The sequence below is a fragment of the Veillonella sp. S13054-11 genome (assembly GCF_002959795.1).
GTDB classification, from domain to species: Bacteria; Bacillota; Negativicutes; order Veillonellales; family Veillonellaceae; genus Veillonella; species Veillonella parvula_E.
In genome coordinates, this window is the sequence record NZ_PPCY01000007.1 from 70,819 (window position 1) to 87,008 (window position 16,190).

At 37.8% G+C, this 16,190-nt stretch carries 17 protein-coding genes; 3 read left to right on the plus strand and 14 right to left on the minus strand.

Annotated elements, in window-relative coordinates:
- Positions 1-140: 140 nt before the first annotated feature.
- Positions 141-959: a MetQ/NlpA family ABC transporter substrate-binding protein gene (locus VPHSUH08_RS07380; protein WP_004698373.1), complete on the plus strand. Its 819-nt coding sequence runs from the start codon at positions 141-143 to the stop codon at positions 957-959.
- Positions 960-998: 39 nt separating this feature from the next.
- On the opposite strand, the gene VPHSUH08_RS07385 is transcribed toward VPHSUH08_RS07380, so the two are convergent.
- The 4 genes from VPHSUH08_RS07385 to VPHSUH08_RS07400 are packed head-to-tail and all read right to left on the minus strand — an operon-like array spanning position 999 to position 4,087.
- Positions 999-1,415, minus strand: a complete 417-nt coding sequence (locus tag VPHSUH08_RS07385) for a cytidine deaminase (protein WP_158251056.1) — start codon at positions 1,413-1,415, stop codon at positions 999-1,001.
- A gap of 10 nt (positions 1,416-1,425) precedes the next feature.
- Positions 1,426-2,727, minus strand: coding sequence for a thymidine phosphorylase (locus VPHSUH08_RS07390; RefSeq protein ID WP_105087111.1), 1,302 nt, complete (start codon positions 2,725-2,727; stop codon positions 1,426-1,428).
- A gap of 53 nt (positions 2,728-2,780) precedes the next feature.
- Positions 2,781-3,443 carry a deoxyribose-phosphate aldolase gene (gene deoC, locus VPHSUH08_RS07395; RefSeq protein ID WP_105087112.1) on the minus strand — a complete coding sequence of 221 codons (663 nt, stop codon included), beginning with the start codon at positions 3,441-3,443 and terminating at the stop codon, positions 2,781-2,783.
- A gap of 14 nt (positions 3,444-3,457) precedes the next feature.
- Positions 3,458-4,087, minus strand: coding sequence for a 3'-5' exonuclease (locus VPHSUH08_RS07400; RefSeq protein WP_004693647.1), 630 nt, complete (start codon positions 4,085-4,087; stop codon positions 3,458-3,460).
- Positions 4,088-4,275: 188 nt separating this feature from the next.
- On the opposite strand from VPHSUH08_RS07400, the gene pyrF reads away from it, so the two are divergent.
- Both pyrF and pyrE read left to right on the plus strand, forming a co-directional pair.
- A complete protein-coding gene (pyrF, locus tag VPHSUH08_RS07405; protein WP_105087113.1) occupies positions 4,276-4,995 on the plus strand; it encodes an orotidine-5'-phosphate decarboxylase in 720 nt (239 codons plus the stop codon).
- Positions 4,992-5,579 carry an orotate phosphoribosyltransferase gene (gene pyrE / locus VPHSUH08_RS07410; RefSeq protein ID WP_008602774.1) on the plus strand — a complete coding sequence of 196 codons (588 nt, stop codon included), beginning with the start codon at positions 4,992-4,994 and terminating at the stop codon, positions 5,577-5,579. Before pyrF ends, pyrE begins: the two co-directional genes overlap by 4 nt.
- 276 nt (positions 5,580-5,855) lie before the next feature.
- Here the strand turns inward: pyrE and VPHSUH08_RS07415 are convergent, their stop codons facing one another.
- From VPHSUH08_RS07415 to VPHSUH08_RS07460, 10 genes are all read right to left on the minus strand, one after another.
- Positions 5,856-6,284, minus strand: a complete 429-nt coding sequence (locus VPHSUH08_RS07415; protein ID WP_105087114.1) for a transcriptional regulator — start codon at positions 6,282-6,284, stop codon at positions 5,856-5,858.
- Between the two features lie 9 nt (positions 6,285-6,293).
- Positions 6,294-6,869 carry a DUF1700 domain-containing protein gene (locus tag VPHSUH08_RS07420; RefSeq protein ID WP_008602778.1) on the minus strand — a complete coding sequence of 192 codons (576 nt, stop codon included), beginning with the start codon at positions 6,867-6,869 and terminating at the stop codon, positions 6,294-6,296.
- Positions 6,856-7,185: a PadR family transcriptional regulator gene (locus VPHSUH08_RS07425; RefSeq protein ID WP_004693657.1), complete on the minus strand. Its 330-nt coding sequence runs from the start codon at positions 7,183-7,185 to the stop codon at positions 6,856-6,858. Before VPHSUH08_RS07425 ends, VPHSUH08_RS07420 begins: the two co-directional genes overlap by 14 nt.
- Positions 7,186-7,543: 358 nt before the next feature.
- Positions 7,544-8,641 (minus strand): S1C family serine protease, encoded by a 1,098-nt coding sequence (locus VPHSUH08_RS07430; protein WP_004698370.1) that lies wholly within the window; start codon positions 8,639-8,641, stop codon positions 7,544-7,546.
- A gap of 666 nt (positions 8,642-9,307) precedes the next feature.
- Entirely contained in the window at positions 9,308-9,997 is a 690-nt protein-coding gene (locus tag VPHSUH08_RS07435; protein ID WP_004693664.1) for a response regulator transcription factor, read from the minus strand.
- On the minus strand, positions 9,994-11,334 hold the full coding sequence (locus tag VPHSUH08_RS07440) for a sensor histidine kinase KdpD (RefSeq protein ID WP_077708186.1): 1,341 nt from the start codon (positions 11,332-11,334) through the stop codon (positions 9,994-9,996). Before VPHSUH08_RS07440 ends, VPHSUH08_RS07435 begins: the two co-directional genes overlap by 4 nt.
- A 449-nt stretch (positions 11,335-11,783) precedes the next feature.
- Entirely contained in the window at positions 11,784-13,136 is a 1,353-nt protein-coding gene (locus VPHSUH08_RS07445; protein ID WP_008602782.1) for a pyruvate carboxylase subunit B, read from the minus strand.
- A 544-nt stretch (positions 13,137-13,680) separates the two neighbouring features.
- The gene (locus tag VPHSUH08_RS07450; RefSeq protein ID WP_004698343.1) at positions 13,681-14,007 is read right to left on the minus strand and encodes a hypothetical protein; all 327 of its coding nucleotides are present in this window, start codon (positions 14,005-14,007) and stop codon (positions 13,681-13,683) included.
- The gene (locus VPHSUH08_RS07455) at positions 13,994-15,169 is read right to left on the minus strand and encodes a glycosyltransferase family 9 protein (RefSeq protein WP_105087115.1); all 1,176 of its coding nucleotides are present in this window, start codon (positions 15,167-15,169) and stop codon (positions 13,994-13,996) included. Before VPHSUH08_RS07455 ends, VPHSUH08_RS07450 begins: the two co-directional genes overlap by 14 nt.
- 72 nt (positions 15,170-15,241) lie before the next feature.
- Positions 15,242-16,189: a hypothetical protein gene (locus VPHSUH08_RS07460; RefSeq protein ID WP_105087116.1), complete on the minus strand. Its 948-nt coding sequence runs from the start codon at positions 16,187-16,189 to the stop codon at positions 15,242-15,244.
- Between the last annotated feature and the right edge of the window lies 1 nt (position 16,190).

Below are 16,190 nucleotides of genomic sequence, written 5' to 3' on the forward strand. Positions count from 1 at the left end.
ATGAACATACTTATATTATAGGTTCTCCATAGTTTTTAGTTATGGAGAACCTATAATAATTCCTTCTTGATAGATAGGAAATTATTTAGTACTATAGATTTAATATTTTATATGTAATTATTGTATAAGGAGTGTGTCTAATGAGAAAATTTTTAGCATTGGCAGCTACTGTAATCCTTGGCGGCGCTTTATTAATCGCAGGCTGTGGTAACGACAACAAACAAGCTGCTAGCGATGGCAAACAAGTATTAAAAATAGGGGCAACAGCAGTACCTCACGCAGAAATTTTGGAACAAGTTAAACCAATCTTAGCAAAAGATGGTATCGAATTAAAAATCACAGAATTTACTGATTACAACACACCTAACTTGGCTTTAGGGGACAAAGAAATTGATGCCAACTTCTTCCAACACGTACCTTACATGGAGGAATTCGCAAAAGCTCACAAACTTGACTTAGTATCTGCCGGTGGTGTTCATCTTGAGCCAATGGGTTTATACTCCCGTAAAATCAAAGATTTGAAAGATCTTCCAAAAGGCGCTAAAATCGCTATTCCTAATGACCCTACAAACGGTGGCCGTGCATTATTGTTATTACAAAAACAAGGTCTAATTACATTAAAAGACTCTACAAACATCTTATCTACAGTGCAAGATATTACTGCGAACCCTAACGAATATCAATTCGTAGAATTAGAAGCAGCACAAGTACCTCGTTCCCTTGACGATGTAGCCTTAGCCGCTATCAACACTAACTTTGCATTAAACGCAGGTCTTAACCCTGGCAAAGATGCATTGGCAATTGAAAATAACGATTCCCCTTACGTAAATATCGTAACTGTACTTAAAGGCAATGAAAATGACCCTCGCATTAAAAAATTGATGGCTGCACTTCATAGTCCTGAAATTATCAAATTCATCCAAGAAAAATACCAAGGTGCTATTGTTCCTGCATTCTAAGGTATACCAAAAAGAGACCACATCAACGTGGTCTCTTTTTTACATGTTATCGGCCCCAAATCTAAAAGGTAATAAACCTTCTAATTCAACAACTGTATAGTCCCCTCTTAAATTCGCCATTATAATACGAGGTATTTCAAATTCAGAAATCACCTGACGACAAGCACCACATGGTGCACAAGGCCCTTCCGTATCAGCAACTACGGCAAGAGCCTTAAAATTTGTATGCCCTTCTGATACAGCTTTAAATATAGCGGTTCGTTCTGCACAGTTCGTTAAGCCATAAGAAGCATTTTCTATGTTACACCCTTCATAAATAGTCCCATCCTCACAGAGAATAGCTGCACCTACGCCAAAATGGGAATACGGACTATAAGTTTTCTCACGAGCAACGATGGCGCGATCTATAAGGTTTTGAATTTCCTGTTCTGTCATATGAGTTTCCTTTTCTATCATATGGATCTCCTCATTCCACTATATCAAGAATCGTATCCGCCATGATTGGTGCAGTTTCGCCAAAGGTAATCGCCTCTAAATATGTCTTTGCAGCATTAGAAAGCAAGCTCTCATCAGAAGCATACAAGGTAGCTATACATTCACCTACTGTAACTGAGTCGCCTGTTTTCTTGTGCATCAAGATGCCCGCACTATAATCGATAGGACCATCCTTAACAGTGCGACCGGCTCCAAGCATAACGGATGCAATCCCACATTGTTCTGTATTCATATGGATAATATAACTATCTTGAGGTGCTATCACATCATAGGTAAACTGGCCGATTATCAATATACTTTCATCATCGATAACGCGGCTATCTCCTCCTTGAGCATCAACCATTAATCGTAATCGTTCTAAGGCTGTACCAGAATCTAGTGCTTGTTGCACACGATTAAGAGCAGTTTCATAATCACACATATGGCTCAATACGAGCATATGAGCAGCCATGATAATACATTCATGCGTTAAATCCTCTGGACCATGACCTTTCAACGTATCAATAACCTCGCGAATCTCCAAAGCATTTCCAATAGCATGGCCTAGCGGTCGATCCATATCCGTCAAAATAGCCTTAATTAAACGGCCATTTCCCTTTCCAATATCTACCATTGCTTTAGCCAATTCACGAGCATCCTCTATGTTTTTCATAAAGGCACCACTGCCAACCTTTACATCTAACAAAATTGCTTGAGCACCAGAAGCCAATTTTTTGCTCATAACAGAGGATGCAATAAGAGGGATACTATCCACAGTTCCCGTCACATCGCGCAAAGCATATAGCTTTTTATCAGCAGGTGCAAGCCCTTCCGACTGACCAATAACAGCAAGACCAATTTTATTAACTTGATTGATAAAAGCATCTTTCTCTAAAGATACCTTTAAATTTGGAATAGATTCCATCTTGTCGATAGTGCCGCCTGTATGACCAAGTCCACGTCCAGACATCTTAGCCACCTTGCCGCCACAAGCAGCTACGAGAGGCGCAATAATAAGTGTGGTCTTATCTCCTACGCCACCTGTACTATGTTTATCTACGGTGATCCCATCAATATTCGATAAGTCTACCATATTACCTGATTGAGCCATAGCCAAGGTCAAAGTTCCTAATTCGCGAGCATTCATACCATTAAAAACTATGGTCATCAAGAGCGCACTCACTTGGTAATCAGGGATTTCTCCATTTACATAGCCATCTATGACAAAGCGGATTTCCTTATCTAATAACGGCAAGTTCGCCCTTTTCTTCAGAATAATATCATACATACGCATAGTTACACCGCCATTCTAAGAAACCACCTAAGCATAGCCTAGGTGGTTTTCTATTATACTTCTTCGTTCAAGTGATTCTTTAATAACTCTACAGCTGCACTGGCTCCAATTCGGCTACAACCTTCTGCAATATAGGCTTTCATATCCGTAATAGAGCGAATACCACCTGCGGCCTTAATCTGTACATTAGGACCAATATGCTTTTTAAAGAGTCTAATATCTTCAAGACTTGCACCGCCGCTACCAAATCCAGTAGATGTTTTAATATAGTCTGCGCCACCATTTGTAATACATTTGCAAAGCGCTACCTTTTCAGAATCTGTAAGATAACAAGTTTCAATGATAACTTTTAAAATCTTATCACCACAAGCCTTCTTAAGCGCCTCAATTTCGCTAGTTACCGCTTCAAAATCACCTTGCTTTACATCTCCAAGATTAATAACCATATCAATTTCAGAAGCGCCCTCTTCAATAGCCTGTTTCGTTTCTGCCACCTTTACCTCTGTTGTTTCATATCCTAAAGGGAAACCGATAACGGTACATATGTTAAGTTCTGGATATGCTTCATGGGCGGATGCTACAAAATCTGGAGGAATACAAACGGATGCAGTTTTATACGTTATACCATCCTCACAAACTTCTTTAATATCATCCCATGTAGCTGTAGGACGCAATAATGTATGATCTACATAAGCTAATAATTCTTTCCCCAACATACTACCTCTCCTTACTAAAAGAACGACATTTGTTCTGGTTCTGGCTCTTTATGTAATGCATCTTGAGCAGAGCGATTTTTATCATCAATGAATGGTTCTAACGGTACGCCTGTAGTCTTTAATAAATCTGGTAAACTATTAACGCCTTTCAACTTAGCAGCTTCTAATACAACCTTTGCACAAGTCTCTGCATCATCCAGTGCATAATGATGTTTAAACTCAACTCCAATATATGCGGCCATTGTATTCAACTTATGATTAACCAAATCAGGCCATACCGCACGTGAAAGTTTAACTGTACATGCATAATCTAGTTCTGGCCAAGGGATTTTATAATAATCTAAAGTAGCACGCAATACGTTCATATCGAATTTCGCATTGTGAGCCACCATAATGTTCCCTTTTAAATGATTTTCATAAATGGCATTCCACAACTGATCAAAGGTCTTTTCATGAAGAACATCCTTCGGTTGGATACCATGAATTTCAATACATTCATCATCAAAACTCATAAACGGAGGCTTGATGAGGCTATATGCTTTTTTGGTAATTTGTCCGTCCTTTACGGTAATAACCGCCAAGGAGCACGCACTATTTTTAAATTTATTTGCTGTTTCAAAGTCTAATGCAACAAAATCTAACATAGGACTCCTTTCAAAATCTATATATAAGAATTATATTCATTTACTCTACTTATTATAGCATGAAATAGACTATAATCTACTGTTCAAAGGTGACCAATAATCACCTCATTCACACCAATTTTAATTGACAGATAGGCCCTCAGTATGTGAAAATTATTTAGATATGTATGTAGTATGGAGGTTGCAACATGGCAGATGACAGATTAATCGTTGCCCTTGACGTATCCACGATGGATGCAGTGAAAGAAATCGTATTATCCCTTGGTGATTCGGTTAGCTTTTACAAGGTCGGCATGGAGCTATTCTACTCCGAAGGAGCAAAAACAATTCGTTTTTTACAGGAGCAAAACAAACAAGTATTTCTTGATTTGAAATTGCACGACATTCCAAATACCGTAGCCCATGGCGTAGCTTCCTTAACACGTCTCGGCGCTAGTTTAATTACTTTACATGGTCAAGGTGGTCCTGTCATGATGAAAGCTGCTGTTGAGGCAGCTCGTGAGAGTGGCAAAGAACTAGGCGTAGAACGCCCAAAATTATTAGCCATCACCGCATTAACTAGCTTTGACGATGAATCTTGGACTGCTATTGGTGGTCAGCTACCAATTTCCGACCAAGTCATTCGCCTTGCAAAACTCGCTAAAGACTGTGGTATGGATGGTGTTGTATGTTCCGCATTAGAAGCCAAAATGATTCGTGAAGCATGTGGCGATGACTTCCTCATCGTTACCCCTGGTATTCGCCCTTCCTTTGCAACAACAGACGACCAAAAACGGGTTGCTACACCAGCTAGTGCATTACAAGATGGAGCATCTCGCCTTGTTATCGGTCGACCTATTACACAAGCCGAAAACCCTCGTGAAGCGGTTCGTTTAATTATTGAAGAAATGGAGAAAGTATCCAAATGATGACAGAACAAGAAGTAAAACAATTACTGATCGACACTCAAGCTATTTTAGAAGGTCACTTCCTTTTGACATCTGGTCTCCACAGTCCAATGTATGTTGAAAAATTTAATGTATTACAACATCCAAAATATACAGAAAAACTTTGTAAAGAATTAGCTGAACGCTTCCGCGATCAAAATGTAGAACTTGTTATTGGACCTATGACCGGCGGCATCTTACTCGCTCACGAAGTAGGTAAAGCGCTTGGCACCCGTGCTATCTTCACAGAACGCGAAAAAGGCGTTATGACATTACGTCGTGGTTTTAAAATCGAGCCAGGCACAAGAGTACTTATCGTTGAAGATATCGTAACTACTGGTGGTTCTGTACAAGAAGTAGTAAATGTTGTAAACCAATCCGGTGGTGAAATCGTAGGGGTAGGCCTTCTTGTAAACCGTTCTGGGGGCAAAGCAGAATTCGGTGTACCTCACGAAAAGGTACAAGCATTACTTAATCTTGAAGTTCCAACTTATAAACCTGAAGAATGCCCTCTTTGCAAAGACGGCGTAGCTATGACAGAACGCGGTTCTAAACACATCAAATAATTTTTTAACGACCTATATGCATGCATAGGTCGTTTTTCATTAAGAAGTTAATAAAATATTCCCAGCCCATCAAGTACAATCTATATTTATAGATAGATACAAAAAGAGCCCCTTCGCGAAGGAGCTCTTTTTGTTTGTGTGTAGTTATTGTGTGTAAGAGAGAGATTCTGATACGAATGTATCACATAGAGTGTGTGACTCTATGGTGGCCATGAATGCACTTTCATGACCACGTTCTCTATAATCTTATGAGAGAAATGGACTCATAAAGTATCATTAGTTTTGTGTAGCTTGTGGCACACCTTGTTCACTTTGTTGTTGTGGTGCATTACCATTAGTTTGTTGAGGTGGTTGGCCTTGCATAGGCATTTGACCTTGTGGAGGCATTTGACCATTTGAATGCATATGCTGGCCATTATTTGGTCCCATACCATCTTGAGGCATCATTTGGTTTTGACCATTTTGGTGCATATGCTGGCCATTATTTGGCCCCATGCCATCTTGAGGCATCATTTGATTATTTCCATCCATCATATGTTTATCCATATATTTATTAGGACCATCATGTCTATGTGGTTTTCTAAACTGTTGTTCATTTGTTTTCATCCATTCACCAAAATTAGGTAAATCATTAACGGCAAAAGATGTACATGCCCCAACAGCACAAATTACGGTTAAAATCGCTGTTATTATAATTCGTCTCATAAATCCTCCTTAGTCCACATTGCGGAAGTAACGTTCACGCACACCACGAAGCTCTGTACCAACAAAGACGCATGTAAGTCCACCAAATAAACCTACACCACCAAGTGCCACTAAAGTTACAATGGACAATACTGGAAATGCAGTAACATTCTCAAATGGTTGCCATGAGCTACCTAGCAAGAACAAGATAGCCGGTGTAATAATGAATATAAGAGCACCTACAATATAGGATAAGGCACTTCCAATAGAGAGCAAAGTCTTAGATGCTTTTTTAGCCATCCCCGGTAATTGAGGTAAAAGACGCTCTTTATAATCATCAAATCGTGCATAAATTTCCTGCATATTAACGGATTTACTTTCACTACCATCTTGATTCATTGTGTCTGTAATGATACCTGCATCTACGTAGGATGCATATATTTCCTCTGGAGTCCCTAAGGATTTAATGATCTCACTATCGGTAAGACCCTTTTCATAACCTACCGCAAAATGTTCTTCATAAACCTCTATAATACTCTCCACATCTGCAACACGCGCTTTTTTAAATATATTACGCAATGCATCCAAAAAGCTATTTTTGTTCATTATTATCGACTCCTTTCAACAGCATATTGATAACACCAGAAAAATCATCCCATTCTTGACGCATCTTGTTATATGCTGCACGGCCTTCGTTCGTGATATGATAGTATTTCCGTGATGGGCCTGTAGAAGACTCCTTTAAATACGTTTCAACATACTTTTCTTTTTTCAGTCTGTTAAACAATGGATATATCGTTCCTTCAGATATTTCAATATATTCCGAAATGGTGCTTACGATTTCATATCCGTAGCGATCATTTTGTGTTAGTAATGCTAGCACCAGCATGTCCATAACACCTTTTTTTAATTGAACTTGCATAGTTCCTCCCTTTTAGGCTGTGCTTGCCTGCCAATGTGAAAGCTCTCTTACGGTCACTATCATGTACTGACAAATACATAATAACATAAGGTACCTCGGAACGCAAGGTACTTTGTAAAAAAATATTGAAATTTAATATATTTTTCTTATTTCTAATCTATAAACACAGTTAATTTCTGCGTTTATAGGGAAAAATTTTTTCAAAAAAATTTTCTTATTTATGGTATTTTTTATACAAAATCTATTAAAGCACCCTATTATAACTAAAAATCCTCATCTAAAAGATGAGGATTTTCTAACACTACAAAAGAAAGTAGTGCATTATTGGAATACTTAATTAAGTTTTATTTACTAGATTCTAATTTGAAGACGCTTCCCCTAATTTAAGCTGTGTACTCTTCATTTTGCCGTTATGAGTATAGGATACCAAAATTGTATCTCCCGGGCTCTTAGCATCAATTTGTTCTTTTAATTCAAGTAATGTAGTAATATCTTTACCATCAATTTGTGCAATCGTATCCCCTTCTACGAGACCAGCTTGTGCAGCAGGACCATTAGGATCAAGTTGAACAACAAGAAGTCCATCACCTTCATAGGTTACATTATTGCGCGCTGCAGTTTGACGGTCTACAGCCCACACCCCAATATAAGGGCGAATGACCTTACCATTTTTAATAATAGAATCAACAATTGTCATCGCAGAATTAATTGGAATAGCAAAGCCCATACCTTCAATTCCCTCTTTAGAGATTTTAGAGCTATTGATACCAATTAACTCACCATCTGCATTAATAAGCGCACCACCTGAGTTACCTGGATTAATGGCTGCATCAGTTTGAATCAATGGGAATCGTTGACCTTGATCATCAATTGTACGTGCTAAGGCACTAATAACACCAGAGGTAACTGAACCTTTAAACTCAAGACCTAAAGGATTGCCAATAGCAATAGCTGGCTCCCCTACTTGCAAGGAGTCAGAGTCACCAATTTTGATAGGTTTAATATCTTTTGGAGGTTTAATTTTTACAACTGCTAAGTCCGTCTGTGAATCTGAACCTATAACAGTCCCCGTCACCGTACTGCCATCAGACAATGATACTGTAACCTCCCCATTTCTAGCCCCCGCTACCACATGTTTATTTGTTATAATATGTCCGTCATTATCGATAAGCACACCAGATCCGACACCTTCTCCAGCATAGATAGTACGGTTAAAAATATCCTTTTGAAATACTTGTGTTGTAATCCCTACTACAGCTGGCCCAGATTCTTTAGCTGCTTGTACTACATAGGTATTACGCGTTTCAGTAATAGGCTTAGTCTGTTTAGTTTGTTCTCTCACGTTTGTTGGTTGCGTATTAACAGGGCTGCCAAAGAAATAGTATCCTCCGCCTACCCCAATACCCAAAGCAAGAATACACGCAATTACTGTTTTCTTATATTTTGAAAATGTCATGTAGATCTCCTTATATTCTTCTTAATATTCTTCTACATCACCCATAACGTCTTAATGATGATTATAAAAGGTAAAATAAGAACCAAATCATAAATCATATAATTATGATACTTTATAAATACGCCACGTCTCACACTAATTCAAATCAGCTCAAAATTAATTTTATAAAATTGATTTTGATGAACCTATTATAGTACGCCTGCTTTTACAATGCAAGATATCAATTTATAACTTTTCTTATGAAAGTATAATTATTATAACCGTATATCCTCCACTAGATAAATACCTAGAATCCTGAAAGAAGCTGTATAGAATGTATTCAAATATCTAAAATCTAAAAAACATAAAGGGCATTTACTAGCCGTCGCTAGCAAATGCCCTTTATGCATATAGTTTGAGAGTGTAAGGACTGTTGAGAGAGAGTATATGTGATCTAGATAAGCTTTAGAGAGAACTTATTAAGAGAGAGAAGTTAAAATATTACTTATCTAGAGTCATAGTCAGCCTTACTTAAATAAGTATACATGGAATATCTAAACTATCAAAGTAACTATATAAACAATTCTTAAACCTTTGATTATATCTCTATAATAAAATCTCTATAAAGTCATATCTAATCAACAGCCACGAACAACGTGAGTATAATGTGAATGCATATTCTCGATACTAAACGAATTTATACCCTACACCCCACACTGTAATAATATGCTTACTATCAGATGGATTATCCTCAATTTCTTCACGTAAACGATTAATATGAACCGCTACAGTTGCATAATCACCATAGGAGTCAAGTCCCCATACACGAGAATACAATTCTTCTTTGCTGAATACGATATCACGGTTACGCATCAAAAATTCCAACAATTGGAATTCTTTCTTTTTGAGATGAACCTCTTTTTCATTCACCCATACTTTCATCATCTTAGGATCCAGACGGATTTCACCGGATTGAATAGCGTTAGTTTCCATTGCATCACGCTCTGTTAAACGTTTATATTGCGCCAACATAGCTTTAATCTTCGCAATTAATACAGATGGAGAGAATGGTTTTTCAATATAGTCATCGGCACCTACGCCTAAACCACGGATTTTATCGATATCATCAAGACGCGCAGTTACCATAACGATTGGTACACGAACTTTGTCGCGAATTTGGCGACAAACTTCAAAGCCATCCATTTCTGGCAACATAACATCAAGGATAATAAGGTCTACAGGAGTATTTAATGCTGCTTCAATACCATCTGTACCATTAGTCATAATAGTTACATCATAGCCCGCCACCATTAAATAATCACGCTCAATATTGGCAATATCCAAATCGTCTTCAATAATTAAGATATGTTCACTCATGATTCTTCTCCTTGCTTAGGAAACTCTAATATAATACGTAGACCATGTGGCCTTACATTTTCAATCATAACTCGGCCTTCAAAGATTTCCATAATTCGACGGATAATCGACAATCCTAGGCCACTACCTTCTTGAGGATTCGTACGAGACGAATCTACACGATAGAATGGGCGCATCAGACGCTCTAGAGATTCTGGCGGCACACCTGGTCCATCATCACTGATGACACAGTATACAAAATCATCATCACTCGTTACATCTATGACGCAGTGACCAATATCGGTCATTTTATACTTAGCACTATTGTTCAACACATTCTGCAAAACACGTTGTAACAATTGTGGGTTAGCATTGATAAAAGGTGTTTCCGTAGCTATACGGGCCTTAATCTCAAGCCCCTTCGATTGATACGGAGCTAAATGATCTTCTACAAAGTCACGTACAAACTGACCTAATTCAATTCGCTCAGATGGACGAGATTCTTTTTTATAGTTCAATGTTGTTATGAGGAATAGTTCCTCTAACATAGAATCTAAATCATTGGCCCGTTTCAAAATAATCCCCATGTATCTTTTTTGTTGCTCTTCCGTTGGTGCAATACCATCACGAACACCTTCAGCATACGCTTTAATAGCCGTCAATGGAGTTCGTATATCATGAGATATACCAGCGAGTAGCTCTTTTTGTTGCTCCTGTTCCATTTCAATTTGACGATTCGCCATTTCTAACGACTTTGTCATATTCTTAACGTGAATCATGATAAATCGTGTAACAAATCGGTTAATAGCAAAAAATGTAACAATAAAGAGCAATATGGAAACTACGATAATATAGAAAGATACGGATTCCATTAAGCTATCACTACCATGAGTAGCACGCCTAATCGCAATATGATATACATAGGAATGACGTCCATCGTACTTTCTCATTTCATAAACAAAAGTATTATTGGATTGATATACGATGCCCTGTAATTCAGGGTTAACATCAATAAGACCAACAATGGCAGAAGCACTATAGATTTGTGGATTACCGTAGTTATACACCATACTTCCTTGATCAAGTACTTCAACATATACTTCCTTTGGATCAAGTAAGCTATAGCTAGGCTTAACCAAGCTATTAATTAGATCATTTTCTAACCCATAAAAGGTAATGGTTTCAGTTATTCGACTGACACTTTTAAACTGTTGTTCCTGCTCAATACGCAAATAGTAACCGGCATTGGCCAATATGCGCAAACCTGTAAAATATAGCAAAAATAAAATAATTGCTATTAAAATAGGTACAACAAACAGCACAACATTGGATATCCAAATTCGTATTTGTAAATTCACAGGATTACCTCAATATCATAAATAGTAGATACTCTCTATAGTTTACGCTATTTTTATAACTTAACGCAAGTAAAACACGCAAATATCCAACATATTTTTCACTATTCTTTCATACGTAGTTTATAATTGACCGATTATTCAAAGGTATCTCGACCCTTTTAATATCTAATACTTTTCGTAAAAATTATATTTTCACACGCACCCATGTATCTTATGGCGATATGAAAATTGGTAATATCTGATATTTCATAGTTCCTTAGTCTCCCCTTTTAATAGGAACTCGTCTATACTGTTTATAAAAAAGCTAAAATATAAAAAATGAAACAACTATTGAATCTCTTCATTTAATAAAACAAAATATATACTGAATTATACTATTTCTCTATGAGGATAGTTTAAATATGGTCAAAAAAAAGAGGATTCCTAAGAATCCTCTTTTAAAATTTGGATTAACGACGATTTGCATCGAAGAAGTTAATAGCAACTTCTGGGAACATAGCGTAAGTCAATACGTCTTCGTCAGTGATGCCATTGTAGCCTTTAGAAGCTAAATCTTGACGGTAACCTTCCAATTCAGGTTCGATAAGATCTGCTGGACGGCAAGTAATAGGTTGTTCATCACCAATGATAGTTTGACGAATTTCATCAGAAATTGTACCAGGTAATTGACCATATTTACCACGAACAAGATCTTTAACTTCGTTAGGAACCATTTTGTAACGGTCGCCCATCATAACATTCATCATAGCCATTGTACCAACGATTTGGGATGTTGGAGTTACCAATGGAGGGTAACCCAAGTCTTCACGAACGCGTGGCATTTCATCCATAACGTCAAAGAAGCGATCGCCCATACCCATTTCGTTCAATTGGTTTTGAGTATTGGACAACATACCGCCAGGAATTTGGTAACGACGAACAGCAGGGATTACATCACTAGCTGGTTTCAAGTTGAATTCTTCTGCGATTTGTTGTTTTACTTTACGGAAGTGGTCAACTAATGGAATGTATTTATCAAGGTCAAGGCCAAGATCCCATTCAGTACCTTTGAACATTTCAATCATAGTTTCAGTAGCTGGTTGGCTAGTTGCATGAGCGAATGGAGAGATAGCAGTATCGATGATATCTACGCCAGCTTTAGCAGCTTCCCAGTATGTAGTACTAGCAAGACCGCAAGTGAAATGGCTATGCAAGTCGATTGGCAATTCGCCAAAACGTTTTTTGAAAGTAGAAACCAAATCATATGCATCAGCAGGTCCTAACAAACCGGACATATCTTTGATACAAAGGGAATCAGTACCCATTTCTACCAAAGTTTCAGCTACTTTCAAGAAGCTTTCAGTTGTGTGAACTGGAGAAATTGTGTATACCATAGCGGATTGAACGTGTGCACCAGCTTTTTTGGAATACTTAATAGCAGCTTCCATATTGCGTGGGTCATTCAATGCGTCGAAAATACGGATACGGTCGATACCATTTTTTACAGCTGCATTACAGAATGCTTCTACTACGTCGTCGGAGTAGTGTTTATAGCCCAACAAATTTTGACCGCGAAGCAACATTTGCAATGGGGTATTTTTCAAATTAGCTTTCAATTTGCGAAGGCGTTCCCATGGATCTTCATTCAAGAAACGAAGACAGCTGTCATAAGTAGCGCCGCCCCAACATTCAAGAGCTTCATAACCAATATCATCTAAAAGGCCGAGCACTGGTTCCATTTGTTCGTAGCGCATACGTGTTGCCAAAATAGATTGATGACCGTCACGAAGAACGGTTTCGCAAATTCTTAATTTTTTAGCCATGTTAATCCTCCAAATCGAAATAGTCTGTGTATGTAACTTTATACACTCATTAAACAACTATCTCATACCTATTTTTTTTACGATTTTTTCGATGTCTGCTCACACTAGCCAAACGCGCTAAAATCGTAATACATACTTATATTAGACTACTTATAAAATTCTTTGTCAACAACCACATTATGCTATTTACTCATAATCTCATGTATTCAAAGATGATTTTTTCGTGATGAATATCACAAAAAACTGCAGAGGAACTAGAGTTTAGCATGTATGTTTAATCAAATTAAATTTTCTGTAATTGCTCATTTTAATGAGAAACTAAAAATTATATCGTAATAATTTTTGGTTATTATTAAATACTTTTCAAAATATATCGGTATTTATAAATGTAGTAATTCGATAAACGTCGGTATGTTTATAAGCTCATCAATTTTATTAATAACTAAGCCGATATTTTTAAATGCATAAACATGCAAAAGAACCTGCCCATTTACGGACAGGTTCTGACCTAATCTTTAAAATTTGATAGTCTCCATTATACGGCTTACTTCTCAGGCTTAACCTTTTTAGGCGCAGTTTCAAGGACAATATTTTTACCTTCCCGTTTCACCTGAATAGAGAAAGCCCCTTCCCCTTCTTTAAAATACTCCATCTTGATATCAAGGAGCATTTTACCAATCATAGTCTCTACTTTTTCAGTTAAGAACTCACGGTAAAAAGCATCTTCTTTTTGCTTTGGACTTTGATGAACTACTGGTTTCTTAGCATCTCGCTCCATATTGAGCATAGTATCTTCGAAATTTTCTGTATCCTTAAAATTTTTCATCATATCCGCATCAGATAAACCTTTTTGAATTTTAAACTTTGCCATGTGTATCTCCTATCAGTTCAAAAATTGCTTTTTTTACGCGTACTGGATCAATACCAGACATACAATATTGATTAGGCTTAGGACAACGTCGTTTTCGGCAGCCCAAGCAATCTAATTCGTCATTTACGAGCACCTTAAAGGTCCCCGTCAGAGGGCCCCATAATTTAGGGTCCGTAGGGCCAAAGAGTGCTACTACAGGCTTATTTAAAGCTAACGCAATATGCAGAGCTCCCGTATCTGCAGTAACTAATACATCACAACTTTCAATTAAGGCCCCTAATTCTTGAAGTGTCGTTTTCCCTAACATATTCAGAACAATTTTATCAATACCCTCATCTGTCAAAGAGTCCAGCAAGGGTTTGTATTGAGCAGCCTCTTTAGGGCCACCTAAACAAACAAATTTCGCTCTATATTGAAGGGATTTAATGAGAAAATACCATTTTTCCTGAGGCCACTCTTTCGTTGCCCAAGAGGTACCTAATACCAGCCCAATGCGTAACGGAGTTTCTACCACGCCTCGATGTAAAGAAACGTCATTATCAATCGACTTCCATTGCTCTTCTGCCCAACTATGTAAATTTGTTGGCACCTGAAAATCCATGTGGTATAGCGTATTAGCATTAGATTCATTTAGTGAACAACTGCTCTCAATACCGTATTTATCAATGTTAAGCGATGTATCTAAATTTGCATGTTCAGTAATAGCCTTTGTTAACAACTGAGCTACCTCTACATAGCGTTTAATCACGTGTTCTGTACTAGGCTTCGTTTTATAGTTAGTAAACAGCCAATTCAACTCTTTTGTGCCACCAAGGCCAAGTCTAATGGGGGCTCCTGAAGCTAATAGTACTAGCCCTGTTATGAGTCGCCCTTGCACATCAACGGCTACATCAAATTTATAAGGCTCTAATTTGGCCTTAAGATCCCACCACATGCGCCACATTGTAGGAATATGTAGTTTTTTAGAATGTGCCTCGTATATATCCCGTTCCCAGGGAATAATTTTATCTACATAGGGATTGCCCTGTAAAAGCTCTGCCATACTAGGCGTTACAATCCAATGCAACTTAGCATCAGGATACTGTTCCTTAATCCACCGCGCAGCAGGTGTAGCATGCAAAACATCACCTATGTAACTAAGGCGTACAAATAATATATTCATAGATATCCTTAGGGTACATACTATTATAGGAATAAAGCCTTTATAATGAAAGAACATTATAAAGGCTTTTTCTTAAGATTTCTTTTTACTACCACTACTATTGGATGTTTTAGAAGATGTAGTATCTTCTGTTACCTTAGTAGTTTCTTCACTACCATTCTTAATGATGTTTTTTACATCTGATAATGTCAACTCATTAAATGTAGTAGGGTGGTTGTATTTGTAAACTGGATTGAATCCTACACCTAATTTACCAGTGTAAACAGTCAATGCATTATTGTCCTCATCAACACGGGCGATGTAGATGGTTTTGTCCATATCAACACCGATAAAGCGGAAACGCCCTTCAGGGTTGATAACACGCCATCCCCCTTCAATGCCGTTGAACATGAATACATCCCCAGTTCTCACATTATCGTAGAAGAAGTTATCTTCATCGTAGAATACACCGATATGACCGATATCAGTAGCTTGCATGTAAACGCGACGTGTATCGTAGTTAGCATCGGTACGATAAATGCGATATGTGTGTTCTTGAACTTTTACCTTCATATACACCACATTTGTCGCTTCAGAGTACGCAGCATCTACGATTTTACTGCCCCGAGGCAAGTCTTCAAGTTTGGTATCAACTTCGTGTTCTGGATCATCCGCATTAAGACGAGCCATGACAACATCTCTGGAGTCATATAAACCCATGACAGCATAGTTACGGTCTGGCATCCAGTTGAAGTAACTAATCGAACGGCCCTTCAAATCGATATTTGTAGGCTTACTTTCATTAGCCTTGTAAATTTTCAAAGAGTTTTCTGTAACAACGGCCATAAATTGACGGTCATAGGACACATATTTAGTGCCTTCCTTCACATCAGGAAAGTTTTTAGTATCATCTTTTGATGCGCCTGCTACGTTAAACTCTGTAGTCGGCGCAAACATATATTGATCAAGGTATAGGTATACCCCACCTTGCAGAAGAATACCTACCGCAAAGGCGCTCAGTACACGCGTAAAAGGTTTCATC

What these genes read in the sequence shown, in the direction of transcription:
- VPHSUH08_RS07430 (WP_004698370.1), bottom strand. Translation starts at nt 8,641, where the DNA reads ATGACATTTTCAAAATATAAGAAAACAGTAATTGCGTGTATTCTTGCT.
- VPHSUH08_RS07400 (WP_004693647.1), bottom strand. Translation starts at nt 4,087, where the DNA reads ATGTTAGATTTTGTTGCATTAGACTTTGAAACAGCAAATAAATTTAAA.
- VPHSUH08_RS07380 (WP_004698373.1), top strand. Translation starts at nt 141, where the DNA reads ATGAGAAAATTTTTAGCATTGGCAGCTACTGTAATCCTTGGCGGCGCT.
- pyrF (WP_105087113.1), top strand. Translation starts at nt 4,276, where the DNA reads ATGGCAGATGACAGATTAATCGTTGCCCTTGACGTATCCACGATGGAT.
- VPHSUH08_RS07385 (WP_158251056.1), bottom strand. Translation starts at nt 1,415, where the DNA reads ATGATAGAAAAGGAAACTCATATGACAGAACAGGAAATTCAAAACCTT.
- VPHSUH08_RS07425 (WP_004693657.1), bottom strand. Translation starts at nt 7,185, where the DNA reads ATGCAAGTTCAATTAAAAAAAGGTGTTATGGACATGCTGGTGCTAGCA.
- VPHSUH08_RS07445 (WP_008602782.1), bottom strand. Translation starts at nt 13,136, where the DNA reads ATGGCTAAAAAATTAAGAATTTGCGAAACCGTTCTTCGTGACGGTCAT.
- pyrE (WP_008602774.1), top strand. Translation starts at nt 4,992, where the DNA reads ATGATGACAGAACAAGAAGTAAAACAATTACTGATCGACACTCAAGCT.
- VPHSUH08_RS07450 (WP_004698343.1), bottom strand. Translation starts at nt 14,007, where the DNA reads ATGGCAAAGTTTAAAATTCAAAAAGGTTTATCTGATGCGGATATGATG.
- deoC (WP_105087112.1), bottom strand. Translation starts at nt 3,443, where the DNA reads ATGTTGGGGAAAGAATTATTAGCTTATGTAGATCATACATTATTGCGT.
- VPHSUH08_RS07415 (WP_105087114.1), bottom strand. Translation starts at nt 6,284, where the DNA reads ATGAGACGAATTATAATAACAGCGATTTTAACCGTAATTTGTGCTGTT.
- VPHSUH08_RS07420 (WP_008602778.1), bottom strand. Translation starts at nt 6,869, where the DNA reads ATGAACAAAAATAGCTTTTTGGATGCATTGCGTAATATATTTAAAAAA.
- VPHSUH08_RS07390 (WP_105087111.1), bottom strand. Translation starts at nt 2,727, where the DNA reads ATGCGTATGTATGATATTATTCTGAAGAAAAGGGCGAACTTGCCGTTA.
- VPHSUH08_RS07435 (WP_004693664.1), bottom strand. Translation starts at nt 9,997, where the DNA reads ATGAGTGAACATATCTTAATTATTGAAGACGATTTGGATATTGCCAAT.
- VPHSUH08_RS07460 (WP_105087116.1), bottom strand. Translation starts at nt 16,189, where the DNA reads ATGAAACCTTTTACGCGTGTACTGAGCGCCTTTGCGGTAGGTATTCTT.
- VPHSUH08_RS07455 (WP_105087115.1), bottom strand. Translation starts at nt 15,169, where the DNA reads ATGAATATATTATTTGTACGCCTTAGTTACATAGGTGATGTTTTGCAT.